The sequence below is a fragment of the Pseudomonas sp. LFS074 genome, assembly GCF_047978165.1.
In the GTDB taxonomy this organism is placed as follows: Bacteria; Pseudomonadota; Gammaproteobacteria; order Pseudomonadales; family Pseudomonadaceae; genus Aquipseudomonas; species Aquipseudomonas putida_P.
On the sequence record NZ_JBFPFV010000001.1, the window covers coordinates 2,789,588 to 2,815,060 of the forward strand.

A 25,473-nucleotide genomic window follows, 5' to 3' on the forward strand; every position below is an offset into this window, starting at 1 on the left:
GGTACTTGCACAAGGCCGCTCACCCAAGTGAAGGCCCCGCAAGTCAAGTCATCGGCAGTTACCCGCCTTGCGGTAGCCCGCTGCCTGCGCTTCACCTTCGGTGGCGAACGTAACCTGGTTTTTCGCCGCCACCTGGTTGTAGCCCGGGCAGCCAACCGACAGGTGATAGACATGGCTGTTGCGGTTGCCTAGCACAGCCCCGACCGACTCGGCGCTGGCCAGGCTCGGTTTGGCCTCTGCCTTGGCGGCTTTTACCGGCACCGCTTGCACCACGCCACTGCCAACCGGCTTGTAGTCGGCCGTCCACTTGCGTTCCCCGCTTACAAACGGGTTGGCATGCCCCATGATCGCGGCAATGCGCCGGTCGCGTTCTTTCTCCCAGGCCGACACCGGGTGTTGCTTGTCCCAGGCCATCAGCAGCTGTTGCTGCTGGCGCGACATGCTCAGCTGGTAGCGGTCGAACATGTAGAACGTGGTGCGGGCCACCAGGCCTTTGACTTCATCGCGCGGTTCGGCGGCGCGCTGGACGAAATCGACCTTGGTGCTGCATTGGCCGTATTCACCAGCATTGCCAGCCACCATGCCGTAGTTGAAGTTGCTGCGGTCACCGTTGACCTCGCCCACGGCCGGGTACAGGTTGAACAGGTCGGCCTCCATGGCGCGGAATACCGGGTCGTTGTCCACGCAATGTTCGCGGCCACCGTTCTTCCAGCACTGGCGCTGGTTGCCGAAGGTGTAGGCGGGCACGATGTGCTCCCACTCGGTACGCTCGGCGCGGTTCTGCTGCTTGCGCGTCTGGTAACCGCACGAGGCGGCATCGATACGCCCGCCGGACTTGCCCACCCAGGTCCACTTGCAACCGCAGTACAGGTCGCCCATGGCACTGCTGGCTTGGTCCAGGTACACCTTCTGCTTGGCCACCACCTTGGCTTCGGTGAAGGTTGCCGGCGGGTTGGCCAGGGCGGGCAGGGTAAAGGAAAACAATAAGGTTACGGCGTAAAGCAGTGATTTCATGGAGAAAACATATTTCAGATTGGGGCGCGCATTGTAATGCTTTCCCCGTTGCAGGCCAGCTCGCGAAGCCATACCAGTGGTCGGCCAGGGTGTTCGCTGGCCATGAGGCTGAAGGTGGCTGAGTCGAGCATGTCGCGCACCTGGGTGCTCATGCGCAACAGGCGCTCGATGAAACCGGCTGTGACGGTGCCGTAGTCTTCCAGGGAAACACCGCTTTGGTTGTGCTGGATTGCCAAGTGGTAGTGGCTCACCCCGGCACCGTCGCCACTGCCGCCCAGGACCACGGTGAAACGTGGGCCGAGCAGGCTGGCCAGGCGCTGTTGGACCAGGTCGAGCAGTGCCAGCGGTACTTCATCGTGCCGCAGTGTGGTGGGGAAGCAAGGGGTGAAGGGAGGCATGAGTGTGTCCTGCTGGGCGGGGTTCGAGTGCAGGTCAGCTTAGGCAATGTGACTGTCAACTTGGGTTAAGCGGGGGTAAAAGCGGGTAATGCTCCAAAGCGCTTCGCGGTCCCTGTAGGACCGCGCAGGACGCTTGCCTTGCCGGCTTCAGAATGTCTGCCCCAGGGAGAACTGGAAAATCTGGGTCTCGGCGTTATCCGGCTTTTTCAACGGCGCCGCCAGGCTGAAGCTCAGCGGTCCCATCGGGCTGTACCAGGTCACGCCAACCCCCAGCGACACGGCCATCTGCGCCAGGTCGACGCTGCCACAGCCTTGGGTGGTGGACAGGTAGCAGGTGTCGGCATACACATTGCCCGCATCGACGAACAATGAGCTGCGCAGTTGGCTCTGGTCCTTCACGAACGGCAACGGGAAAATGTACTCGGCACCGCCGGTGATCAGGATATTGCCCCCCAGCACATCGGTGTCTCGGTCGGAGTAGTAAGCCTGGCCTGAGCTTGCATAAGCACCGGTGGCCGGGGTATTGCGTGGGCCGAGGGTGCCGTCCTTGAACCCACGCACCGAACCCTGGCCACCTGCGGTGTAGCTTTCATAGAACGGCAAGCCGTCGGTGGAGCCGTAGCCATTGCCATAGCCCAGGCTGGTGTGCAGGCGCAGTGCGGTGTTGTTGGTCACCGGTAAGTAGGCCTGGCCGTTGTAGTCCAGCTTGTAGAATGACAGGTCGCTGCCTGGGGTGGTGGCCATCAGCGTCAGGCTCTGCGAGTGGCCACGGGTGGCCAGTACGCCTTTATTGAGGGTGGATTCCGACCAGCCGATCGAGGCCTTGAGGTTGTTGAAACTCTTGCCCTCGCGGGAAATGAAGTCGTAGATCTCGTCGGCGCTGTAGGTGCCCGGCGAAAGGTCGTCGTGCTGCAGGGTGAGGCCGTAGCTCAGGCGCGAGGTTTCGCTGATCGGGTAGCCAAAGCTGACCCCGGCGCCGTAGCTGTTGATCGCATAATACGAAACGCCATCGTCGTAGTAATCGCTGTAGTCGGTGCTGTTGTAGAACAGGTTGTAGCCCAGGCTGACCCCGTCGGCGGTGAAGTAGGGGTCGGTGAAACCGAAGTTGTACTTGGTCTGGTATTCGCTGCGCGTCAGGCCGATGGCCACCTTGTTACCGGTACCGAGGAAGTTGCTCTGGCTGATCGAACCACCGAGGATCAGGCCGGCGCTCTGGGCGAAACCGACGCTGGCGGTGATCGAGCCGGAGGCCTGCTCTTCGACGCTGTAGTTGACGTCGACCTGGTCGTCGGTGCCAGCTACCTGCGGGGTCTCGACGTTGACTTCCTTGAAGAAGCCCAGGCGCTCCAGACGGGTCTTGGACTGGTCGATCAGGTAGGTCGAGGCCCAGCCGCCTTCCATCTGGCGCATTTCGCGGCGCAGCACTTCGTCTTCGGTCTTGGTGTTGCCGCGGTAGTTGATGCGGTTGACGTAGGCACGCTTGCCCGGGTCGACCACGAACATGATGTCGACCGTGTGGTCCTGGTCGTTCGGCTGTGGCACGCCGTTGACGTTGGCGAAGGTGTAGCCTTCGTTACCCAGGCGGCGGGTGATCAGCTCGGAGGTGGTGGTCATCACCTTGCGCGAGAACACCTGGCCTGGCTGCACCAGCAGCAGCGACTTGACCTGGTCTTCCGGCACCTTGAGGTCACCGGACAGCTTCACGTCGCGAACGGTGTACTTCTCGCCTTCGTTGATGTTGACGGTGATGTAGACGTGCTTCTTGTCCGGCGTGATGGACACCTGGGTGGAGGCGATGTCCATGTTGATGTAGCCGCGGTCCAGGTAGTAGGAACGCAGGCGCTCCAGGTCCCCGGAGAGTTTTTCACGAGCGTACTTATCATCGTTCTTGAAGAACGACAGCCAGTTGGTGGTCTTCAGCTCGGACAGCTGCCCCAGGGTTTCGTCATCGAACACGTTGTTGCCAACGATGTTGATGTGCTGGATGGCGGCGACGGTGCCTTCGTTGATCTTGATCTTCAGCGCCACACGGTTGCGCGGCTGCGGCACCACTTCGGCGTCGACCTCGGCCGAGTAGCGGCCCTGGGCCACGTACTGGCGCTGCAGCTCGTTACGCACACCTTCGAGGGTGGCACGCTGGAAGATTTCGCCCTCGGCCAGGCCCGATTGCTTCAGGCCCTTCATCAGGTCTTCGGTGCTGATCGCCTTGTTGCCTTCGATCTCGATGCTCGACACCGACGGGCGCTCGACCACGTTGATGATCAGCACATTGCCATCGCGGTTCAACTGGATGTCCTGGAAGAACCCGGTCTTGAACAGGGAACGGGTCGAGTCCACCAGGCGGCGGTCATCGGCCTGGTCGCCGACGTTCAGCGGCATGGCACCGAACACACTGCCGGCGGAAACCCGCTGCAGGCCGTTGACGCGGATGTCGGCGATCCTGAAGGGGGAGGCCTGGGCCAGCGTGGCTTTCAGCAACAGGATGGAGAGCAACAGGCGCGGGTAGTTCATCGGGGGTTCCAGACAAGCGGATTCGGAGTGCAGCACGTGCGGGCAACCCGCATGCGGCGGGCGATGAGGATACGGGCGGGCTGTGTACGGCGCGGTTAGCCGAGGGTAAAGATGTGTAAAGTCCGACCGGCCGGCGGTGACAGTGCCCGCCTGCAGGGTGATCATTACGGCCCCTGCAATTGCGATATCTGGCCCTGATGATCCCTGTGCTGCTGGTCGACGACGACCGCGAACTGACTGAAATGCTCTCTCTGTACCTGGCGCGCGAAGGCTTCCAGGCCACGGCCGTGGACACCGGTGAAGAGGGCGAGGCCCAGGCGCTGTCCGGTAACTACCAGGTGGTGGTGCTGGACGTGATGCTGCCCGGTATCTCCGGTATCGAAGTGCTGCGCCGTGTGCGTGCACGCAGCCAGGTGCCGGTGCTGCTGCTGACCGCCCGTGGCGACAACATCGACCGCATTGCCGGCCTTGAACTGGGGGCCGATGACTATGTGCCCAAGCCCAGTTCCCCGGGGGAACTGGTGGCACGTCTGCGGGCAATTCTGCGCCGGGTACAGCCACAGCAGATGGGCGAGGCCAGTGCGCCCGAACAGCTACGCACCGGGGCATTGAAAATGTGGCCGGGCCGACGCGAGGCGCACTGGGGCGACGCTACGCTGGAGCTGACCGGCTCCGAGTTCAGCCTGCTGGAGGCATTGGCCCGTCAGGCTGGCCAGTTGGTCAGCAAGCAGGACCTTTCGCTTAATGCCCTGGGCCGGCCGCTGACCCGTTACGACCGGCGTATCGACGTGCATGTCAGCAGCATTCGGCAAAAACTTGGCCCGCGCGCCGACGGCAGCAGCTGGATCCAGAGCGTGCGTGGCATGGGCTACATGTTGATCGTCGAATGATGCGCCGGCGCCTGTTCTGGAAGCTGTTTCTGGCGTTCTGGCTGGCCAACTGCCTGACCTTCCTGGTGGGGGCGGGCGCTTTCATGCTCAATGACTGGCGTGGCGATACGCCGGCGCTGCGCTCGCTGCTGGCCACCGAACTGCAGCTGTTGCAGCGTTACGGCGAGCAGGCAGGCCGACAGCTGCTTGAGGTATCACCGCAACCGCCCGATGTACAGGTGGGCCTTTACGACAGCCAAGGCCAGTTGCTGGCCGGCAGAGCGGTGCCGGTGGCGCGTTTCGAGCAGGCGTTGAGCGACCGTGAAGGTCGCCCGCTGGTGCTACGTGCTTCGGTGGCCACGGTGCTTGGCGAGCCACCGCGCCCGCGTGGTATGGGCCCGTTGTTTACCGGCACGCTGATGAGTGCACTGTTCGCCTTCCTGTGCAGCTTGTACCTGACTCGCCCGCTGGCCTGGTTACGTGAGGCGATGGGCCAGGTAGCCCAGGGCCGCTTCGATGTGCGGGTAAAGCCCAGGCTGGGCAAGCGCCGCGACGAGATCGTCGAGCTGGCGGAGGACTGCGACCGCATGGCCGGTCAGCTGAAGGCACTGGTGCAGGCGCAGCAGAACCTGCTGCACGATATTTCCCACGAACTGCGTTCACCGCTGACGCGCATGCATGCTGCCATTGGCCTGATGCGCCAGCAGCCCGACCGGCACGACATGCTGGAGCGGGTGGAGCGCGAATCGCGGCGCATGGATGACCTGATCGAGCAGTTGTTGACCTTGGCCCGCGCCCAGGCTCGCCAGGGCGATAGCGACTTTGCCAGCGTGGATGTGGTGGAGCTGCTGGCGCAGATCGTCGAAGACGCCCGCTTCGAGGCCGGCATGAAGCAGTGCCAGGTGTCTTTGCAAGCCCAGGGTGCGTTTCTCATCCACGGTCATGAAGAACTGCTGTACCGGGCGTTCGAGAACATCATCCGCAACGCGGTGCGCTACACCGCAGTTGGTACGGAGGTGTTGGTGGAGGCCGCTATGGCGCCGGGTGGGCAATGGTTTCAGGTCTGTGTCAGCGACCATGGGCCGGGCGTAGATCCGGCGCGCCTGCCGCGGATCTTCGAGCCGTTCGACCGGGGTGCCGACAGCGATGGTGATGGTTTCGGCCTGGGCTTGGCTATCGCCCAGCGGGCCATTGCCCTGCACGGCGGTAGTATCACTGCGCAGGCCGCCGCCACTGGTGGTCTGCGGGTGCGCATCGAACTGCCACAGGCAAGCCCGGCTTGAGCCATTGAGGCCGTAAAGCGGCCTCAATGGCTCAAGCCGTGAGCGTCGGTACGAACATGCCGGTCTTCACATTGCTCATCGAAACCAACGTCTTGAAGCGTTTGACATTGTTGTTTTCGAAGAACAACTCACGGGTCAGCTGGGTGTACTGCTCCATGTGCCGCACCAGCATGATCAGCACGAAATCGCATTCCCCCGCCACGTAGTAGCACTGTTGCACCTGCGGGCAGGCGAGGAAGGTGCGCTTCATCTCGTCCAGCAGGTCCAGCCGCTCGTTCTCCACTTCGACCTCGGTGATCACGGTCAGCGTGTAACCCAGATGCACGGCATCCACCTGTGCCACCGTGCCACGGATCACGCCGTCGGCCGCCATTTTCTTCAAGCGCCGGTTCACCGCTGCCGAGGACAGGTTGACCTGCGTGCCCAGGTCCAACTGCGACGTCCCGGCATTGCGCTGTACGGCCTCGAGCAGGGCCAGATCGAAGTGATCGAGGGGCATGAAGGTATCTCCGTTGCTAAGCAGCGCCAAAGGCTGGAAAAGCGTAATGAAAGTGCATGAAAAGGTCGGAAATCAAGTTTTTCGTACGCTTTCGCCGAATAGAATTCTCCCATGATCAAACAGGGTGCGCTGCCATGGCATGGCACCCAAGGAGAAACGGTTGATGAATACGAGTACCCCGTTGCAATTGGACGGCGCGTTGCTATTGCAGCAAATCAGTGCGCTGGGGCAAGTAGGCGTCGACCCCATTCACGGCGGACGCACTCGGATTGCGCTGACCGATACAGAAAAGGCTGGGCGCGATCTGCTGGTTGAATGGATGCATGAGCTTGATCTCGAGGTGCAGATCGATCGCATCGGCAACATTTTCGGCACGTTGCGCTCAGCTACTGACAGCGGTGCCCAGCGCCCACTGATGATGGGTTCGCACATCGATACCGTCACCAATGCTGGCGCCCTGGATGGCTGCTACGGGGTGCTGGCGGGGCTGGCAGTGATACGTGCTTATCGTGAGGCAGGGCGGCAGCCCGAGCGTTCGATCACCGTTGGCGCCTTTACCAACGAAGAGGGCGTGCGCTACCAGCCAGACATGATGGGCTCGTTGGTATACGCCGGTGGCCTATCGTTGCAGCAGGCCCTGGATACGCTTGGCACCGACGGCACGCGGCTGGGCGACGAATTGGCGCGTATTGGCTATGCCGGCACAATGCAGCCAGGGGCCGTGGGGCCGCACGAATACCTTGAGCTGCACATCGAGCAGGGCCCGATCCTTGAGGCCGAGAACACCCTGATTGGCGTGGTCGAGAACCTGCAAGGCATTTCCTGGCAGCAGGTAGAGGTGCTGGGCCATGCCAACCATGCCGGCACCACACCGACTCACCTGCGCCATGATGCCGGTTTCGTGGCCAGTGCCATCGTTGCCGAACTGCGCGCCATGGCCGTATATTCTGGCACGACCCTGGCCACCGTCGGCTGCATGCGGTTCGAGCCAAACCTGATCAACGTCATTGCACGCAAGGCGACCTTCACCGTCGACCTGCGCGACCCGGACGAAACCTGCCTGGCTCACGCCGAAAACCGCCTGAGCCAATACCTGGATTCCCTCGCCAAGCGTGAAGGCGTGAGCATCGCTACGGAGCGCCTGGTGCGCTTTGAACCAGTTGCCTTCGATGCCGGCCTGGTCGATGCGATCGAAGCCTCGGCGCGGCGCTTGGGCTTCAGCCACCGACGCATGACCTCTGGTGCCGGGCACGATGCGCAAATGATCGCCCGCATAGCGCCGGCTGCGATGATCTTCGTGCCCAGTCAGGGCGGCATCAGCCACAACCCGCGCGAGTTTACCGCTGACGATCACCTCGTTCAGGGGGCGCAGGTGTTGCTGGATGTCGTGAGCCATCGCCTGGCCCACACCTGATATTCATTGAAAAAACCGCCCACGGCAGTTTGGCTGCAGCGGCATGGGCTTGCTGATACTTGTAGAACGGAGTGCTGCATGTTTGTTTCCAACCCCAAGGCTGGCCGCCAGCCATACCCACAAGCGTTGCGAACTGTGATGAGCATTGCCAAGGCCGAAGAAAGCCGCCAGTGGCTGACCGGTTGGTCGTGCCTGAATGCTGGGGCCACGCCGCTGTACGGTTTGCCTGACCTGGCCGCAGAACTGGGCATAGCCCAGCTGTCGGTCAAGGATGAATCGGTGCGCTCGGTGCTCGGTAGCTTCAAGGCCCTTGGGGCGCCGATCGCCTTGGTTCGGTTGATTCTGCGAACCTTCCCCGAACAGCCTTTCGCGCCCCATGGGTTGCTGGAGGGCCATTATGCTGATCTGCTGGCCGGCTTCACCGTCGTCAGTGCCACTGATGGCAACCATGGCAAAGGCCTGGCGGCAGCAGCACACAGCATAGGCTGTCGCTGCGTGATCGTGCTGCACGCCAATGTCAGCATCGAGCGTGAGCAGGCGATTGCCGCCTACGGCGCACAGATCGTGCGGGTTGCCGGCAACTATGACAAGTCGGTCGAGCACGCCGCCGTGCTGGCGGCGAGCAATGGCTGGACCGTGGTTTCTGATACCTCGTATGAAGGCTATGAGGAGATCCCGCGCGACGTGATGCAAGGCTACGCAACCATCGCCGCGGAAATCATCGAAGCCACCGTCGGGCAGCCACCGTTCACTCATGTGTTCCTGCAGGGCGGGGTAGGTGGCTTGGCAGCTGGCATCGTCAGCTACCTGTGGGAACACTTCGGCGAGCAGCGCCCGCTGTTTGTCATGGTCGAACCCGAGCAGGCCGACTGCCTGTACCAAAGTGCGATGCTTGGCAAGCCGGCCAGGGCTGTTGGCTCGGTGGACTCGGTCATGGCCGGCCTGGCCTGTGGCGAGACATCGCCCCTGGCATGGCGCTTCCTGGAGCCGAGCATCGATTGTTTCATGACCATCAGCGACGACGAGGCCGTGGCCGCCATGCGCCGCCTGTCAGCCGGCAGCGTTCGTGACATTCCGTTGATCGCGGGTGAGTCAGGTGTGGCCGGGCTGGCTGGGCTGGCCCGCCTGGTCAAGGACTCGGGCGCAGCCGCCAGCCTGGGGGTCGGTAGAAATGCCCGCATTCTCTTCATCAACACCGAAGGTGCCACCGCCCCCGGCGTTTACGCCGAGCTGTTGGGCGAAACGGCCGCCTCGGTGCTGGCGCGCCAGCAGTGCTGGGCCTAACGACCGGATGTTTCAGTGGCCGCCTTTCATCCGCCGTGCCAACAGGTAGATACCCAGGCCAACCAGCGCCGTCGCCGCGCCGATGAACCCGGTACTGGTCCAGCCCATACCGGCAGTGATCGCCATGCCGCCCAGCCATGGCCCCAGTGCATTGGCCAGGTTGAACGCCGCATGGTTCGACGCGGCGGCCAGGCTTGGCGCTTCATGAGCAATGTCCATCAGGCGGATCTGCAGCGGTGCGGCCAGGGCGATCATGGTACCCACCAGGCCGATGCCCAGCAGCAGGCTCCACAGCGCTTGGGCGGCGAAGGTGAAGAACAGCAGCACGGCAATCGACCACATCAACACCAGCCCCACCGCGCGGAATTGCAGGCGGTCGAACAGTTTGCCGCCCGCGATGTTGCCGACGATGCCGCCAACACCGAACGCCGCCAGGCCGAACGGAATCCACTGCGGCGAGACCTGGGTCACTTGCAGCATGGTCGGCGCCAGGTAGCTGAACACGCAGAACATGCCGGCAAAGCCGATGGAAGCGATGGCCAGCGCCATCCATACCTGCGGGAGGGTAAAGGCCTGCAGTTCCTTGCGTGGGTCGCTGCGTACTTCGTCGTGACGCTGGGGCACGAAACGCCAGACCAGGGCGATGGTGCACAGGGCAATCGCGCCGACCAGCACGAAGGCCGAACGCCAGCCGAAATACTGGCCCAGGAACGTGGCCACCGGGTTGCCGAGCAACATGGCCAGGGTCAGGCCCATCATCACCCGAGCGACGGCACCTGCACGTTGATCTTTGGCCACCATGCTCGAGGCCACCACAGCCGCAATGCCGAAGTAGGCGCCGTGGGGCAGGCCACTGATGAAGCGGAAGGCGACCAGGCCGCCGAACGAGGGGGCGAAGGCCGTGGCCAGGTTGCCCAAGGCATACAGCAGCATCAACAGCAGCAGCATGTGCTTGCGCAGCAGTTTGGCACCGAGAATCGCCAGGGTAGGGGCGCCGACCATCACCCCCAATGCATAGGCGCTGATGGCATGGCCCACCTGTGGCTCGCTCAACTGCAGGTTGCTGGCTATGTCGGGCATCAGGCCCATGATGGCGAATTCGCCGGTGCCGATGGCGAAGCTGCCCAGCGCCATGGCGGCTTCCATCTTGGCGACGGTGCTTTTACTGGCGAGCGGGGGGAGTTCCTGGACTGACATCTGTATCCCTATTGAAACATGCTGAAACGTTCAAGGCGGGATCATAGTCAATCTGTGACTGCAACGTCGAGGACGCTGGACGGCTATTCAGCGTGTCGGGGGGCAATCACAGTGTCAGCTTCTTGCTGAACTTTGTCTCCATGACAATGTGCGAAGCAGTGTGGGTCACGCCCTTGATCATGTTGATGCGGGTCAGCTCGGCATTCAGCTCCCCCAGCGTGTGGGTGGTCAGGTGGATGATGAAGTCCATTTCACCCGACACCGCATACACCGCCTGCACCGAGTCCATCTTGCGCAAAGTGGTCATCACGTCGGTGTAGCTCTTGTTGCTGCATGAAGTCATGGTGAAGCAGTTGATCACTTGCTGCAGCTTGTCCTGGTCGATGCGCACGCTGTAGCCGGTGATGACCCCGGCGTTTTCCAAGCGGTTGATGCGCTCCTGCACCGCAGAACGCGACACGCCCAGCTTGCGCGCCAGCGAGGCGGTGGGCTCGCGGGCGTTGGCCTGCAGCAAGGCCAACAGTTGCCGGTCTTTTTCGGTCAGTTTGAACAGCGCGCCGGGTGGGAGGGCGTCCATGGTGGTTCCTGGTGATTGCTCTTAGTGGTTGTACTGCGCGCGGGCTTCCTGGAACTTGTCCATCAGCTTCAGGCCGGCATACACCGTTTGCGCCGCCGCTGGCCCGAACGGCCCGCCGTTCCATTCCAGGCCGTAGGCGTCGAACAGGCGGTAGCGGTCACTTTCGTTACAGACTGCCTCGGCGATTACCCGTGCACCCACGGGTGCGGTGTTCATACCATGGCCCCCAAATGAAGTACAGGCCCACAACCCCGGGCCCAGAGGGCCGATGTGCGGCATCTTGTGGCGGGCGTAACCCATCAGCCCAGACCAGGCCTTGGCGATTTTCAAACCCTGCAGTTGTGGGTACACGCTAAGGATGTCACGGGTCAGCAACTGCCCCAGGCGCTGTTCGTCCTGCAGGTTGCGCGTGGTGATATGGCCACCCCACAGCAGGCGGTCACCCTCGACGATGCGGTAGTAGTCCGAGGCGCGACGGTTGTCGCCCACTGCGTCTGTAGTACGTACTACATCGCGCAGGCGCTCACCCAGGTGCTCGGTCAGCACCACGTACGTGGCAATCGGCAGAAACGCACGGCGCAACTGGCCAAACTCAGGGCCGCCGTAGCCGCCGCAGCAGTACACCACATCGCTGCAGCTGACCGCCCCCTGGGCGGTGACCACCCGATGGTGGCCGGCCTTGCGTTCCACCCGCAGCATTGGCGATTGTTCGTGTATGCGGCCACCGGCCAGCTCGACCAACTCGGCCAGGCCCAGGCAGTAGTTCAGCGGGTGGAAGTGAAAGCCATGGCTATCACGCAGCCCCTGGAAGTAGCGGTCGGTGTTCAGACGGCTGCGCAGCGCCTGGGTATCGAGGTACTCCATGTCGAAATTGAAGTCGCGGGCCATGCGGTCGCGGGTGCGCTGCAGGTTGTCGGCGTCGTCGTAGCGCACCACGCTGAGTTTGCCGGTGGTTGCCGCGCAGCCTGGCAGTTGGTGGCGGGCGATGGTGTCGCGGACGATATCGACCCCCTCCAGCGACAGCCGGAACAGCGCCGCGGCGGTCTGCTTGCCGCAGCGCCGCTCGATCGCCGACAGCCCTTCGGACCAGCCTTGCAGCACGAAGCCGCCATTGCGCCCGGAGGCGCCCCAGGCCACCCGTGCCGCCTCCAGCAACACCACCGAGCGCCCGCGCATCAGCAGCTCGCGGGCCAGGCTAAGGCCTGCCAGGCCGCCACCGATCACGCACACATCGGCGCGGCTTTCACCTGTCAGTGCCGGGCGCAGGGGGGCAGCGCGCATGGTCCCGGTGTAGTAGTTATTGCTGTAGCTGGACATCGGCTGGGTCATCCTTTTGCTGGGAGCTGTACGTTTTGCGGGCATGAGGGTGCCGCACGCCCTTCAAGGGAAGGGCGCTGGCCTGCGGGTCTGGGGGTTACTGCACTTGCGTGAGGTCGGCGCCGTACCACTTCTCGGACAGCTGTTTCAGCGTACCGTCGGCCTTCATGCCCTCGACCGCCTTGGCCAGTTCGGCGTTGAAGGCGTCGTCGCCCTTGTCGGTGGCGATGGCCAGTGGCTCGTAGTAGGCGGGCTTGCCCTGCACGGGGGTGATCGGGTATCCAGCCTTGATCGCACCCATGACGGTTGGCAGTGCCGACAAGGTGGCATCCAGGCGGGTGCCGTTGCCCATGCGCAGGTCGTCCAGCGGGCCCATGCTGTCGCCATAGGTCTGCACTTCGCCTGGCTCTACGCTGTAGCTGAAGGCTGGCACATCCGCTGCGTCGATTTTCAGCCGGCGGTTGATGTAGTCCTCGGAAGTGGTACCGGCCTCGACGCCGATGGTCTTGCCGTTAAGGTCGGCAGTGTTGCTCCCGGCGGCGTCCTTGTGCACGGCGAAGACGTAGGGGGTGTAGTAGTAGATGGCCGGGAAGTCGAGCACCCGGCCACGCTCGGTGGTGGGGGTCATCGAACCGACCGACAGGTCCCAGCGGCTGGCCCAGCGCCCTGCCGTGATGATGCCGTACTCGGGGGTGACGAAGGCCACTTGGGTGCCCAGGCGTTTGCCGATCTCGTTGGCTACATCGATGTCGAAGCCCTTGAGGGTATTGTCCTCGCCAAGGAACGACTGCGGTGGCCAGTTGGCGGCGGTGGCCACGTTCATGACCTTGCTCTGGTGGATGCGGTCAAGGGTGGCACCGGCCCAGGCGGCGCCGGCCATCAGGGTCAGGCTGCCGGCAACGGCGGTGAGTGCGAACAAGCGTGCGACTGGGTTCATTCGGTAAGTCTCCGGGCATGCAATTGTTGTTGTGGTGTTGGCACAGCGGTAGACACAGGCCTCAATGACTGAGGATCTGCGAGAGGAACTCCCTGGCACGTGCGTGGCGCGGGTTGTCGAAAAACGCATTGGGCTGGCCTTGTTCGATCACCTGGCCCTGGTCCATGAAGATGATGCGGTCGGCCACCCGGCGGGCGAAGCCCATTTCGTGGGTAACGCACAGCATGGTGATGCCGTCCTGGGCCAGCTCGCCCATGACGTCGAGCACTTCCTTGACCATTTCCGGGTCCAGCGCCGAGGTGGGTTCGTCGAACAGCATGATGCGTGGTTTCATGCACAGCGCGCGGGCAATGGCCACGCGTTGTTGCTGGCCACCGGAAAGCTGCCCGGGGAACTTGTCGGCCTGGCTGGCGATGCGCACCCGGTCCAGGTACTCCAGCGCCAGGGCACGGGCCTGGGCCTCGCTGAGCTTGCTGACCAGGCGCGGGCCGAGCATCAGGTTTTCCAGTACGGTCAGGTGCGGGAACAGGTTGAACTGCTGGAACACCATACCCACCTGGCGGCGGATAGCCGCCACGCTGGCTGCGTCGCGGTCCAGCGGGTTGCCGGCGATCAGCACCTGGCCTTTCTGGAAGTCTTCGAGCAGGTTCAGGCAGCGGATCAATGTGGATTTGCCCGAACCGGACGGCCCACAGACCACCACGATTTCGCCACTGGCGATCTCCAGGTCTATGCCCTTGAGCACGTGAAACTCGCCGTACCATTTCTGCAGGCCACGAATCGATATGGCGGCCTGGGCGATACCGGGGGTGAAAGGTTGGTTCATCATGGGGCTCCTCGATCAGCGATGGGCGCGGTCGAAACGTTTTTCCAGGCGCGACTGCACGGCTTCGAGCAGGATCGACAGCACCCAGTACAAGACGGCGGCGGTGATCAACATTTCCAGGTGGCGAAACTCCGCACGGCCCTGGGTGCGGGCGAGGAACATCAGCTCCCACACACCGATCACCGACACCAGCGAGCTGTCCTTGAGCATGGAGATGAACTGGTTGCCGGTGGGCGGGATGATCAACCGCATCGACTGCGGCAGGATTACCCGGGTCATGGCCTGGAAGGGGGTCAGGCCGATCGCCCGCGAAGCTTCCCATTGCCCGCGCGGGATGCTGCTGATACCGGCGCGGAAGATTTCCGTCATGTAGGCGCCGTAGCACAGCGACAACGCCAGGATCCCCGCCGGCACGGCACCGACTACATAGCCGAGCTGGGGGATACCAAGGTAGATCAGGTAGATCTGGATCAGCAGCGGCACGCCGCGAAAGAACGAGGTGTAGAAGCTGGCAATGGCGATGGCGAAGCCGTTGGACGACAGCCGTGCGGTTGCGCCCAGCAGCGCCAGGACGAAGGCGATGGCGATCGAGAGGGTGGACACGTAGACGGTGGTGAACACCCCTTGCGTGATCATGAAACCGACCTTGGTGGCGATGAAGCTGTAGGACAGGTCGAAGGTGTCGAAAAACAGCAGAAACAACAGCAACAGTTCGCACCAGACCGTAATCACCTGGGCCCGCAACGGAAAGCGGCCAAGGATGAACACGTTCAATACCAGGGTCACGGCCAGGGTGCCGGCCACGGCGATGTTGCGCATCAGCGGTGCCTGCAGGTCGAGCACGATCGGGCCCATCAGCCGGGCCAGGCTACCGTCGCCCACGCCGTAGAGCAGGGCGAGGGCGAAGATCACGGCGGCGGCCATACCCATGAATGCCGGGTTGTCGGTCGCGCGCGGTTTGACGATATGGTCTCTGTACATGGGGGCGTGCCTCACGGAGCTGGGCTCGTTTGTTGTTGTGGGGTCATTGTAGGGAGGCGAAGCGCAGGCAAGAACCTGGCGAACTGCAATGATTCTGCTGTTTCCAATTACATTTGCTTGGGCATGAGCCTGACAAATGCAACAGGATGCCTGTCAGATTGTTTGCCCTGTTGCAGGGGTGAGTACGGATGTAGGCTTGGCAAGCGGCGTGAATAAGCGCCATACATTCGGTTCACAAGGACAACTGCGATGTCGGACACCCCGCGTAACCCACTGCTCATCGACGGGCCGCTCGGCCAAATCGAGCTGTTGATCGACTACCCCGCTGGCGCACCGAAGGGGCTGGTGCTGGTCAGCCACCCGCAACCGCTGCTGGGCGGCAGCCCACGGCATATCGTGCCGCTGACCTTGGCACGGCAGTTATGTGCAGCCGGCTGGCAAGTGGTGCGGCCGAGCTTTCGTGGGGTGGGGCAGACGCAAGGGGTGCATGACGAAGGCATCGGCGAAGCGCAGGACTGCATTGCGGTTATTCGTCACTTCAGCCGGGAACTGCCAGAGCTGCCGCTGGCCCTGGTCGGGTTTTCCTTTGGTGCCTACGTGTTCGCGCGTGTGGCTTGTGAGCTTGAAGGGCAGCTGCAGGCGGTGGCATTGCTGGGGCTGCCGGTGGGTGATGTGCCGGGCGGGCGTTATTACGAGCCATTGCCGGTGCCTGCGGATTGCCTGTTGCTGCATGGCGAACGGGATGAAATGGCGCCGCTGGCCAACCTGCTGCAATGGGCAGGCCCTGGCCAACGGGCGGTGTCGGTGTATGCCGGTGCCAACCACTTCTTCAAGGGCTGCCTGGGACGCGCAGTGGAGCAGGTGATCGAGCATCTGGCCCTGAAAACTGCCGGTTATCGCTCCAGGTAGTGGGTTTGCGCGGCAAAGTCGATGAACCGTTTGCTGGCGAGCGAAAGGTATTCCCCCGAGCGCCAGCACAAGCGGAAACTCATCTGCTGTGCCGGCCGGAAGGGCACACCGACGATGCCTGGCGTGCGCTGTTGCACCGAGCGCAGCAGGGTGGCCACCCCCATGTTGTCCAATGCGGCCTGCACCACAAGCGAGACGAAGTTGCTCTGCAGCGCCACTTGGTAAGTGATGCCATGCTCGGCAAAGAACGCGTCCAGCAGATGGCGTTGCACGAAGGTGCGGTCGAACACCACCATGTCGGTATTACGCAGGTCTTCGGCGGTGAGGAAAGCCTTGCCGGCATAGGGGTGATCGGGGTGCATGCACGCCAGCATCTCGTCGCTGCCCAGCAGGATCGATTCCTTGTCCGGCGGCACACGCCGGGACTCCAGCAGTGCGAGGTCGATTTCCCGCTGCTCCAGCCGATGGCCAATGTCTTCGGCACTGCCTTCGAACACGGTCATGGCAATGCCTGGGTACAACTGGCGGAAGGCGTTCATCAAACCGGGCACGTAGTGCAGGCCGAACATCGGCGGAATACCCAGGCGCACTTCGCCGCGCTTCAGGTCGGCCATGTCGCGCAGTTCTTGTCGGGCAACATCCATCTCGCGCAGGGCCGAGGCAATGCGTGGCAGAAATTGCTCGCCTTCTGCCGTGAGGATCACTTTGCGCGTGGTGCGGTTGAACAGGGTGACGCCCAGTTCTTCTTCCAGCCGGGTAACGGCCATGCTCAGCGCTGGCTGGGCGATGTGCAGGTGCTGCGCGGCCTTGGTGAAGCTGCCTTGCCGGACGATTTCGACACAGCAACGCAATGCCTTGAGGTTCATTGAGGGGTGCTACCTTTCATGCGAGCTGCATTCATAACGAACTGTGATGCTAAGCATCATAACAATATATTTATTATTATTAACCAGAGGGCCTACGATGCGCGCCACTGAGACATCCTGCAACATCTCAGTCACGCAGCTTAATAAATCTGCAATCCCACAAAGATTTTGAGGTAGTACCCCAAATGGCCAAGGCCGCCGATGTCGTTGTGCAATGCCTGGAAAACGAAGGTGTCGAGTATGTATTCGGCATTCCTGGTGAGGAAAACCTCGACCTGCTCGAATCCCTGCGCAAGTCGAAGATCAAGCTGGTACTGACCCGTCACGAGCAGTCTGCAGGTTTCATGGCTGCCACCTACGGCCGCCTGACCGGCAAGACCGGCGTCAGCCTGTCGACCCTTGGCCCTGGCGCCACCAACCTGGTCACCGCCAGCGCCTATGCCTACCTGGGCGGCATGCCGATGATGATGATCACCGGGCAGAAGCCGATCAAGAAGTCCAAGCAGGGCCGCTTCCAGATCATTGACGTGTGCGGCATGATGGACCCCATCACCAAGTACACCCACCAGTTCGCCTCGGCCGACAACATCCCGTCGCGCATGCGCGAAGCCTTCCGCCTGGCCGAAGAAGAAAAGCCGGGGGCGGTACACCTGGAGCTGCCGGAAGACATCGCCGCCGAGCAGACTGATGCACTGCCGATCCCGCGCAGCTTGCACCGCCGCCCGCTGGCCGAGCACGTGGCCATCGAAGCAGCCGTCGAGAAACTGCTGAACGCCCGTAACCCGATCCTGGTGATCGGCGCAGGCGCCAACCGCAAGATGACCGCCAAGGTCCTCAAGCAACTGATCGACAAGACCGGCATCCCGTTCATCACCACCCAGATGGGTAAAGGTGTGGTCGACGAGCGCCACCCGCGCTTCCTGGGTAACGCCGCGCTGTCGTCGGGTGACTTCGTTCACCGCGCCGTCGAAGCGGCCGACCTGATCATCAACATCGGCCACGACGTGATCGAGAAGCCGCCATTCTTCATGGTCCGTGGCGGCACCGAGGTCATCCACATCAACTTCCGCTCCGCTGAAGTCGATGCCGTGTACTTCCCGCAGGTTGAAGTGATCGGCGACATTGCCAACGCTGTGTGGCAGATCAGCGAAGCGCTGAACGACACGTCGCACTGGGACTTCACCCGCCTGATGGCCATTCGTGAAGCCAACGAAGCACAGATCGCCGAAGGTGCCGACGATAACCGCTTCCCGGTCTACCCGCAGCGCCTGGTGGCCGACATCCGTCGTGTACTGCCGTCCGAAGGCATCGTTGCCCTGGACAACGGCATCTACAAGATCTGGTTCGCCCGTAACTACAAGGCGCACAAGCCCAACACCGTGCTGCTGGACAACGCCCTGGCGACCATGGGCGCCGGCTTGCCATCGGCGATGGCCGCGCACCTGGTGCACCCGGACCGCCCGGTAATTTCGGTGTGCGGTGACGGTGGCTTCATGATGAACAGCCAGGAGCTGGAAACTGCGGTACGTCTGGGCATGCACATCACCGTGGTGATCCTGCGTGACGACGGCTATGGCATGATCCGCTGGAAGCAGGCCAACATGGGCTTCACCGATTTCGGCCTGGACTACGGCAACCCGGACTTCGTCAAATACGCCGAAGCCTATGGTGCCAATGGCCACCGCGTGGAAAGCGCCGAAGGCCTGCTGCCGCTGCTGGAACACTGCATCAAGACCCCAGGCGTGCACGTGATCGACTGCCCGGTCGACTACAGCGAGAACGACCGCATCCTCAACAGCGAGTTGCGTGAGCGCGCGCTGGCGGTATAACGCCTGACAGGGCTGGCGCCACTTCATGGCTGGCGCCGTGCCCTTGTTGTAACAGCCTTGTGCTGCGAAGAGGCCCGTATAGCCGACACATCACTGTCAGCCGTACGGGCCTTTTCGCAGCACGAGGCTGCTACAACCATTCAGCCCAGATCGAGCAACCGTTTCACGCTGGCCAGAATGGCATTGGCGTCATAGGGCTTGCGTGTGACGGGCACGTGCTGCAGGTGCTCGGGAATGCTGATGCTGTCGCCATAGCCGGTGGCGAACAGGAACGGAATCTGCCGACGCACCAGTTCATCGGCCACAGAAATGGATGTGCCAGTGCCCAGGTTGACATCCAATATCGCGGCATCCGGTGTGCGACTGGCAATCAAGCGCAAGGCTTCATCTTCGGAGCTGGCGGTGATCACGTCCTTGATCTGCGCATCGTTGAGAATCTGTTCCAGGCCAATCGCGATCACCAGCTGGTCTTCGAGGATCAGCACACTCAGCCCTGTTTGCGCTGCGAAGATATCCTTGGCACGTGCGATGGGCGCAGCCAGGCTCGCGGGTTCGGCAGCCTCGGCCACGGAAAGGTGCATTGCAGGAATCTTGAACAACCCTTGCAGGCCTTCGGCGTGATACTCCACCGCGCTCGTGCCGCCAAGGTCGAACGGGATACTGCGGTCGATCAGCACCGAGCCAAAGCCATTGCGGGTAGGTGGCCGAACCGTTGGCCCGCCGCTTTCACGCCAACTGATGGCGCAGGCGTTGGTAGCGTCGATGGCCCAGCTCACTGCAAGCTTGCCGCCAGCCCGCGACAGCGCGCCGTATTTGGCGGCATTGGTTGCCAGCTCGTGCAGCACCAAAGCCATGACCGAATAGGCGCGGGCATCAAGGGTAACATTCGGGCCCTGCAGCTCGATCACCCCAGCGGCGGTGCGGTAGGGTGAAAGCTCTGCCTCCAGCAGCTTGGCCAGTCGCCCGCCACCATCACCACGTACCACTTGATCGTGAGCGAGAGACAACGCCTGGATGCGCCCCTTCAGTGTCGCCACGTAGTCCTGCAGTGTCTGGCTTTCCGAGGTCGGGTGGGCAACCAGAGCGCCGATCAACGACAGAATGTTCTTGACCCGATGATTGAGTTCTTCGTTGAGGATGCGCTGGCGCACTTCCGCCTTCGTGCGCTCGCTGGCCAGTAGTTCGCTGTTGTACAGCACCACTTCGACGATGGCGGTACGGATGGAGTCGCCAAACTGGCGGTCCTGTTCGGTCCAGGGCAGCGACTGCTGGTGAACGGTTTCTTTCCAGATGGCAAAGCTTTTGCGGGGTGTCAGGCGGTCGCCCAGCAAGCCGCTGTCGTAGGTCTTGTTCGGGTCCCCGGCCCAGTCGAGCGTCTCGACCACCTCCTTGCGGAAGAAGATCAGGTAATCCCTCGGCTGCTGCGACATCGGGATGATCAGGACGCCCGATACTTCGGTAAAGTATGCCTGGGCTGAAGGTAATACCATCGACAGACGGTTGGACGCCCAGGTCCGGCCTTCGCTGACCATGTCTGCCAGGCGCAGCAAATCGGGGACGGCCGTTTTAGGCGGCACCAGGCCGACGGTTGACCAGCGGCCTTGTAGCGACATGCCGATGCCATCGCAGGGGATCAGCGACATCAACCGTGGCAGGCGTGCGTGGAAGAACGAATCGATGTCAGCGGTCTGGTTGGCGTCGCGCAGCATGCTGTCCAGCGCTTTGTGAACCTGCACGGCAGCTTCGAGCTTCTGCCGGCTGCGCAAGGTCTCGATGTGCAGGGAGAAGAACTCGCCGAACATCTCTGCGGCTACCCGCTGCCCCATGGCCAGGGTGCGGGGTGCATAGTGGTGGCAGGCGATCATCCCCCACAGTTCGCCGTTGACGATCACCGATATCGACATCGAGGCGCCCACGCCCATGTTGCACAGGTACTCGCAATGGATCGGCGACACGCTGCGCAGGTGCGCGTAGGACAGGTCGAGCGGTTCGCCTGACGGATCGAGGACAGGCTCGATGGCCACCGTTTTGAACTGGGCGTCGGAAATGACCCGGATCGGGTTGCGCAGATAAAGCGCACGGGCCTGCTGCGGGATGTCGGACGCGGGAAAGTACTGGCCCATGAAGCTTTCGAGGTCGCTGCGCCTGGCCTCTGCGACCACCTTGCCGGCACCGTCGGTGCCTAGCTGGTAGATCATCACCCGGTCATAGCCAAGCACTGCTCGGACAAAGCGGGCGGCGTCGCGGAACAATTTGCTGGTTTGTTCGATTTCGCGCAGCTGGGCAATCAGGGTTCGCGCCAGCTCAATAGGCTCGGCGATGCTGGCGCCGGCCGGTTCGAACTCCAGGATCGCAGTGCCTTTGAACAGGTGGGCGGCGACATCGAAAGCCTGGCCGTTAGGCAGCCTAACGCTGAAGCTGAGTGCAGGGCGCGAGGCTTCGCGAGTACGGGCCAACGCGTTGCGCAAGGTGTGGGCTACCTCGTCCCCTAGCACCGCTTGCAGCTTCTGGCCGTTGATATCGCCTGTTATGCCAAGCACATCCGGGGCGTTGACTGAATGGCGCAGGACCACGGTCGCCGATGCATCACAGGCCAGCAGGCAGCCGTGGGGTTGGATGCTGCCGGGCGTCTGGATGGGCTCGCGGTCGCAGTTGGTCAGGTTTACTTGGGGGTTGAAGGTCATTGGCCGGTGCCTGTGGCTAAAGGGGAGGCAGCCAGCACGGCCTCCATCGTCCGTCAGACTAGCAGGCATTGCCGCATTTGGGCACGGCAGGTGAAAGCGCGCTTGCAAGCAAGGCCGAGAGGTTTGCATGCTCCGGCCCCTTACCTGTTACGTGATTCACTACGCTTCTTCGAAATGCATCTCGGGTGGCTGCTTGCTGAAACCGCGGGTAATTGCGGTCAGGTAAAGCATGCCCAGGCACAACCATCCCAGCCCCAGGTAGATTGCCAGGTGATCCAGGCTTGCCATCAGCCACACGTTGGACACCAAGCCCACCAGTGGGAATGCCAGGTATAGAAGTACGGCTGTGCCGCCGCGTTGCCCCATGGAATTAGGGCAGCAGTTGGGATGGGATGCGTACTTTTATAGTATCTTTGCGCGAACCATGGATATGCAGGAGTTTACGGCTGTCGCGTTGAGGGCCTTGCGCGAACTACGGTTTGATTTTTTTGCCTACGGCATGTGCAGCGTGACTCCGTTCATGCGGCCCAGGACTTATATGTATGGCAATTATCCCGAGGACTGGGTGCAGCGATATCAGGCGGCTAACTACGCGGTGATCGATCCCACGGTGAAACACAGCAAAGTATCGTCGTCCCCCATTTTGTGGAGCAATGAGTTGTTCCGTGGGTGCCCGGATCTGTGGTCCGAAGCCAACGACTCGAATTTACGCCACGGCCTGGCACAGCCCTCGTTCAACACCCAGGGGAGGGTTGGGGTGTTAAGCCTGGCGCGCAAGGATAATCCCATCAGTCTTCAGGAATTTGAGGCGTTGAAGGTGGTGACCAAGGCGTTTGCCGCAGCGGTCCACGAGAAGATTTCCGAGCTGGAGAGCGACGTGCGTGTGTTCAATACGGATGTGGAGTTCAGCGGTAGGGAATGTGATGTGCTGCGCTGGACGGCCGACGGCAAGACCTCGGAGGAAATCGGCGTGATCATGGGGGTGTGCACCGATACGGTGAATTACCACCACCGCAACATCCAACGCAAAATCGGCGCCAGTAACCGCGTGCAGGCAGTCTCTTACGCCGTCGCGATGGGCTATATCTGAATGGCCAGCCAGTAATGGAAGATGACCGCCAGGTTGACCAGGCTGAAGGCCAGGAAGGCGCCGAAGTTGATGAACGAAGTGGACGTGGTCACATCCATGCGCAAGGCGAGCAGGGCGACGACCCCGCACAGGATGATACTGGGCACTGGTGTGCTGAAGCGCTCGCTCAGCTTGCCAAAGAACGACTTGGGCAACACACCGTCACGGCCCATTGCATACAGCAGCCGGGAGGCGCTGGCTTGAGCCGACAGGCCAGAGGTGAACTGGCCAACGATCAGCCCCAGCAGGAAAACGCTCACGAACAGGTCGCCGCCGATGTTCTGGGCGATTTCATAGGCTGCCGCATCTGCGTTGATGAAGTCGGTAGACGGGTGGGCCAGCTGCACGAAGTAGCTGCAGGCGATGAACAGACCGCCGCCAATCAGGGTGATCAGCAGGATGGCCCTTGGGATGTTCTTGCGTGGCTCCTTGGTCTCTTCAGTCAGGGTACTGACGGCATCGAAGCCGAGGAAGGAGTAACAGGCGATCGCGGCACCGCTCATGATCAGCGGCAACTGGGCACCTTCCTTGTAGAAGGGCTCGAGGGTCCATAGCGGTACCGTGGGATCACCCCACACGTAGTGCACGGCGAGGGCGACAAACGCCGCCAGCACCAGAAGCTGAATGAGCATCAGCAGGCCGTTTACGGTTTTCGCCAGGCGCAGGCCAATCACATTGATGGTGGTGGTCACAGCGATGAACGCCAGAACCCAGATGGCCTGCGGCACACTGGGGAAAGCCGAGTGCAGGTAGGCGGCACCAATCAGCCAGATCGCCATGGGCAGGAACAGGTAGTCGAGCAGCACCGCCCAACCGGTGATGAAGCCCAGTTGCGGGCTGATCGACTTGCGTACGTAGGTATAGGCGGACCCGGCAACCGGGAAGGCGCGCGCCATGTTGCCATAGCTCAAGGCGGTGAACAGCATGGCGATGGCGGCCGCAAGGTAGGCTGCGGGCACCATCCCTGCGGTGGTATCCGCCAGAATGCCAAAGGTACCAAGGACGATGATCGGGGTCATGTAGGCGATGCCGAAAAGCACCACCGAACCCAGCGAAAGTGTTCGCTTGAGTGTGGCCATTACTGCTTGCTCCAGCTTGTGATTGTTATTCAGAGTCGAACGTGCTGCCGTCCTTGGCGGCCTTGCTTGCCCGTGAGGGGGCTTGAATGGCGGAGTATCAGGAGGGGATGATCAATTCGCGCAGGCCGTTTTCATGCTCGAGCAGTTCACCTGGCAGGCGAATACGGCGCTGGGCGATGTAGCTGTAGTCGCGCCGTGCTTGTTGCAGTTGCTCCATGGCCAGCTCGACGGTCATGCGGCACTCGCCACGGCCCGCTTCGCATAGCAACTGGCCGTAGGGGTCGACCACGGCACTGCCACCGGCAAAGACCAGGCCGCCATCACCGTCACCGACCCGGTTGACCATGACCGCGAAGGCCTGGTTTTCCATGGCACGCGCGCTGATGGCGGTTTTGTGAGTTGGGCCATACGGGTCCATGTTGCCGTTGGTGACGATGATCAGCTCGGCGCCGAGCTGGCCCAGGGCGCGGGCGGATTCGGGGAATTCGATGTCGAAGCAGATCAGCAAACCGACACGCACGCCTTTGAACAGGGTGGTGGCATAGCGATCCCCTGGGGTGAACACGCCGGAGTCTGATGCCCACAGGTGGGTCTTGCGGTAGCTGAGGGCGACGCCCTCCGGCGTGACCAGCACGGTGGTGTTGTAGAAGTTGCCGTCGACGGCGGCTTCGGCCATGCCCACCACTACAGCAACATCCCGCGCACAGGCTGCCTGCTGAATGGCCGTGATGCTCGGGCCATCGAGCGCTTCGGCGACCTGGCCAATGTTGTCTTCGGTAGGGAAGCCTGTCAGCTGGGTTTCGGGAAACACCAGCAGGTCGGTACCTGCGTGGCAGTTGTTGATTGCCTCGATGGTACGCTGCAAATTGTGTGCGGTGTCGCCATCGCGACCGGCCAGTTGCACAAGTTCGACCTTCATGTGGATTCCTCGACTGTCTGCTTCAACCACCATGCGCAAGCGGCATGGGGCGTAAAAAACGACCCCGGTAAAGGTTCGGTCAGCGTAAGCTAGCCCGGATTATGGGGTGGTGATCACGCTTGGGGTATTACGCCCACGTGGTAACCCTGCAGGGGTAGAGGATGAATTTTACGCTGCACGACATTGCCTGGCACCGAGCGGTGGGCCAACTGATCGAAACGCTCGATAAAGCGCATTTCTGGCCTGCCCTGGTGCGGCTGTTGAACGAATACGTGCCCTGCGACAGTTGGGTCGCGCTGCTGTTTTCGGCGGGGCAACCGCAGGTGTTTGCCGAATGCCCCAGCGAGGACGGCAACCCTGATCCGCTGTTCCAGGATTACTTGAACGGCCTGTACCTGCTGGACCCCTTCTATGTGGCCAGCCGCGAAGCTGCGGCATCTGGCCTGGTGCGGCTGGCGGACGTCGCCCCCGAGTGCTTCGAGCAGACCGATTACTACCAGCGCTACTTTCGCCTCAACGTGGTAGCGGATGAAATTCAGTTCAACGTGCAACTGGATGCGCAACGTACGCTTTGCCTTTCACTTGGCTGCAAACGCCGTTTCACCCTTGAACAGGTCACCCTGCTGGAACTGTTGCGGCCTTGGGTGTCTGGCCTGATGCGCCAGCGCATGGCTTTCGAGCGAGAGTTGTTGGAGGCGGCCACCAAGCCTGCGCCGCACTGGCAAAGCCGCATGGAGGAAAAGGTCGAGCAGATGCAGTCGCCGCTGACCGGACGTGAGCTGGAAGTGGGCCGGCTGATGCTCAGCGGCTGTTCGAGCAAGGAGATTGCGCGCAAGCTGGAAATCTCTGTCGAAACCGTAAAGGTGCACCGCAAGCATATGTACAGCAAGCTGGGGATCAAGTCGCAATCGGAGTTGTTTTCGCTGTTTCTTCAGGCCCAGCTGGGTTGAC

Annotated in this window: 21 protein-coding genes and 2 pseudogenes; 8 read left to right on the forward strand and 15 right to left on the reverse strand. The window is 62.1% G+C overall.

The features are described 5' to 3' along the window. Positions 1-48: 48 nt before the first annotated feature. The 3 genes from ACNQP3_RS12800 to bamA all read right to left on the reverse strand — a co-directional run bounded on the left by ACNQP3_RS12800 (position 49) and on the right by bamA (position 3,923). The gene (locus ACNQP3_RS12800; protein WP_012272209.1) at positions 49-1,014 is read right to left on the reverse strand and encodes an endonuclease; all 966 of its coding nucleotides are present in this window, start codon (positions 1,012-1,014) and stop codon (positions 49-51) included. Positions 1,015-1,028: 14 nt separating this feature from the next. Further along, complete coding sequence (locus ACNQP3_RS12805) at positions 1,029-1,412, reverse strand: hypothetical protein (protein WP_264317117.1); 384 nt, start codon at positions 1,410-1,412, stop codon at positions 1,029-1,031. Positions 1,413-1,559: 147 nt separating this feature from the next. Then, positions 1,560-3,923, reverse strand: a complete 2,364-nt coding sequence (gene bamA / locus ACNQP3_RS12810; RefSeq protein ID WP_264317118.1) for an outer membrane protein assembly factor BamA — start codon at positions 3,921-3,923, stop codon at positions 1,560-1,562. A 197-nt stretch (positions 3,924-4,120) separates the two neighbouring features. Between bamA and ACNQP3_RS12815 the strand changes: the two genes are divergently transcribed. Then, a complete protein-coding gene (locus ACNQP3_RS12815; protein ID WP_012272212.1) occupies positions 4,121-4,813 on the forward strand; it encodes a response regulator transcription factor in 693 nt (230 codons plus the stop codon). Beyond that, on the forward strand, positions 4,810-6,075 hold the full coding sequence (locus tag ACNQP3_RS12820) for a HAMP domain-containing sensor histidine kinase (protein WP_060494590.1): 1,266 nt from the start codon (positions 4,810-4,812) through the stop codon (positions 6,073-6,075). The genes ACNQP3_RS12815 and ACNQP3_RS12820 overlap by 4 nt, the downstream gene beginning before the upstream one ends. A gap of 31 nt (positions 6,076-6,106) precedes the next feature. Here ACNQP3_RS12820 and ACNQP3_RS12825 read toward each other — a convergent pair whose 3' ends face one another. Next, positions 6,107-6,574: an Lrp/AsnC family transcriptional regulator gene (locus ACNQP3_RS12825; RefSeq protein WP_012272214.1), complete on the reverse strand. Its 468-nt coding sequence runs from the start codon at positions 6,572-6,574 to the stop codon at positions 6,107-6,109. Positions 6,575-6,737: 163 nt separating this feature from the next. Between ACNQP3_RS12825 and ACNQP3_RS12830 the strand changes: the two genes are divergently transcribed. Beyond that, positions 6,738-7,988 carry a Zn-dependent hydrolase gene (locus ACNQP3_RS12830; protein ID WP_264317119.1) on the forward strand — a complete coding sequence of 417 codons (1,251 nt, stop codon included), beginning with the start codon at positions 6,738-6,740 and terminating at the stop codon, positions 7,986-7,988. A 78-nt stretch (positions 7,989-8,066) separates the two neighbouring features. After that, a complete protein-coding gene (locus ACNQP3_RS12835) occupies positions 8,067-9,272 on the forward strand; it encodes a diaminopropionate ammonia-lyase (protein ID WP_012272216.1) in 1,206 nt (401 codons plus the stop codon). A gap of 12 nt (positions 9,273-9,284) precedes the next feature. On the opposite strand, the gene ACNQP3_RS12840 is transcribed toward ACNQP3_RS12835, so the two are convergent. The 6 genes from ACNQP3_RS12840 to ACNQP3_RS12865 all read right to left on the reverse strand — a co-directional run bounded on the left by ACNQP3_RS12840 (position 9,285) and on the right by ACNQP3_RS12865 (position 15,107). After that, the gene (locus tag ACNQP3_RS12840) at positions 9,285-10,469 is read right to left on the reverse strand and encodes an MFS transporter (RefSeq protein WP_012272217.1); all 1,185 of its coding nucleotides are present in this window, start codon (positions 10,467-10,469) and stop codon (positions 9,285-9,287) included. 106 nt (positions 10,470-10,575) lie between these two features. After that, entirely contained in the window at positions 10,576-11,046 is a 471-nt protein-coding gene (locus tag ACNQP3_RS12845; protein ID WP_012272218.1) for an Lrp/AsnC family transcriptional regulator, read from the reverse strand. A 21-nt stretch (positions 11,047-11,067) separates the two neighbouring features. Next, the gene (locus tag ACNQP3_RS12850; protein WP_264317120.1) at positions 11,068-12,363 is read right to left on the reverse strand and encodes an NAD(P)/FAD-dependent oxidoreductase; all 1,296 of its coding nucleotides are present in this window, start codon (positions 12,361-12,363) and stop codon (positions 11,068-11,070) included. A gap of 97 nt (positions 12,364-12,460) precedes the next feature. After that, positions 12,461-13,300, reverse strand: a complete 840-nt coding sequence (locus tag ACNQP3_RS12855; protein ID WP_012272220.1) for an ABC transporter substrate-binding protein — start codon at positions 13,298-13,300, stop codon at positions 12,461-12,463. A 61-nt stretch (positions 13,301-13,361) separates the two neighbouring features. Beyond that, positions 13,362-14,126: an amino acid ABC transporter ATP-binding protein gene (locus ACNQP3_RS12860; RefSeq protein ID WP_081337075.1), complete on the reverse strand. Its 765-nt coding sequence runs from the start codon at positions 14,124-14,126 to the stop codon at positions 13,362-13,364. Between the two features lie 15 nt (positions 14,127-14,141). Next, a complete protein-coding gene (locus ACNQP3_RS12865) occupies positions 14,142-15,107 on the reverse strand; it encodes an amino acid ABC transporter permease (RefSeq protein ID WP_012272222.1) in 966 nt (321 codons plus the stop codon). Between the two features lie 249 nt (positions 15,108-15,356). On the opposite strand from ACNQP3_RS12865, the gene ACNQP3_RS12870 reads away from it, so the two are divergent. Then, a complete protein-coding gene (locus ACNQP3_RS12870) occupies positions 15,357-16,016 on the forward strand; it encodes an alpha/beta hydrolase (RefSeq protein WP_012272223.1) in 660 nt (219 codons plus the stop codon). On the opposite strand, the gene ACNQP3_RS12875 is transcribed toward ACNQP3_RS12870, so the two are convergent. Next, positions 16,001-16,882: a LysR family transcriptional regulator gene (locus ACNQP3_RS12875; RefSeq protein ID WP_012272224.1), complete on the reverse strand. Its 882-nt coding sequence runs from the start codon at positions 16,880-16,882 to the stop codon at positions 16,001-16,003. The genes ACNQP3_RS12870 and ACNQP3_RS12875 overlap by 16 nt on opposite strands. A 185-nt stretch (positions 16,883-17,067) precedes the next feature. On the opposite strand from ACNQP3_RS12875, the gene ACNQP3_RS12880 reads away from it, so the two are divergent. Next, positions 17,068-18,711 (forward strand): acetolactate synthase large subunit, encoded by a 1,644-nt coding sequence (locus tag ACNQP3_RS12880; RefSeq protein ID WP_012272225.1) that lies wholly within the window; start codon positions 17,068-17,070, stop codon positions 18,709-18,711. A gap of 140 nt (positions 18,712-18,851) precedes the next feature. Here the strand turns inward: ACNQP3_RS12880 and ACNQP3_RS12885 are convergent, their stop codons facing one another. Together ACNQP3_RS12885 and ACNQP3_RS12890 are read right to left on the reverse strand one after the other, a co-directional pair. Further along, positions 18,852-21,395, reverse strand: a complete 2,544-nt coding sequence (locus tag ACNQP3_RS12885) for an HWE histidine kinase domain-containing protein (protein ID WP_264317121.1) — start codon at positions 21,393-21,395, stop codon at positions 18,852-18,854. 159 nt (positions 21,396-21,554) lie between these two features. Beyond that, positions 21,555-21,755: pseudogene (locus ACNQP3_RS12890) on the reverse strand (amino acid permease); the annotation flags it as partial. A 70-nt stretch (positions 21,756-21,825) separates the two neighbouring features. Here ACNQP3_RS12890 and ACNQP3_RS12895 point away from each other — a divergent pair. Next, positions 21,826-22,485: an autoinducer binding domain-containing protein gene (locus tag ACNQP3_RS12895; RefSeq protein WP_347062961.1), complete on the forward strand. Its 660-nt coding sequence runs from the start codon at positions 21,826-21,828 to the stop codon at positions 22,483-22,485. On the opposite strand, the pseudogene ACNQP3_RS12900 reads toward ACNQP3_RS12895, so the two are convergent. Both ACNQP3_RS12900 and ACNQP3_RS12905 read right to left on the reverse strand, forming a co-directional pair. Beyond that, positions 22,482-23,603: pseudogene (locus tag ACNQP3_RS12900) on the reverse strand (APC family permease); the annotation flags it as partial. The gene ACNQP3_RS12895 and the pseudogene ACNQP3_RS12900 sit on opposite strands and share 4 nt — an antisense overlap. A 97-nt stretch (positions 23,604-23,700) precedes the next feature. Beyond that, complete coding sequence (locus tag ACNQP3_RS12905) at positions 23,701-24,522, reverse strand: carbon-nitrogen hydrolase family protein (protein WP_012272228.1); 822 nt, start codon at positions 24,520-24,522, stop codon at positions 23,701-23,703. Positions 24,523-24,683: 161 nt separating this feature from the next. Here ACNQP3_RS12905 and ACNQP3_RS12910 point away from each other — a divergent pair, with 161 nt between their 5' ends. After that, positions 24,684-25,472: a helix-turn-helix transcriptional regulator gene (locus ACNQP3_RS12910; RefSeq protein ID WP_012272229.1), complete on the forward strand. Its 789-nt coding sequence runs from the start codon at positions 24,684-24,686 to the stop codon at positions 25,470-25,472. Position 25,473: the final 1 nt, after the last annotated feature.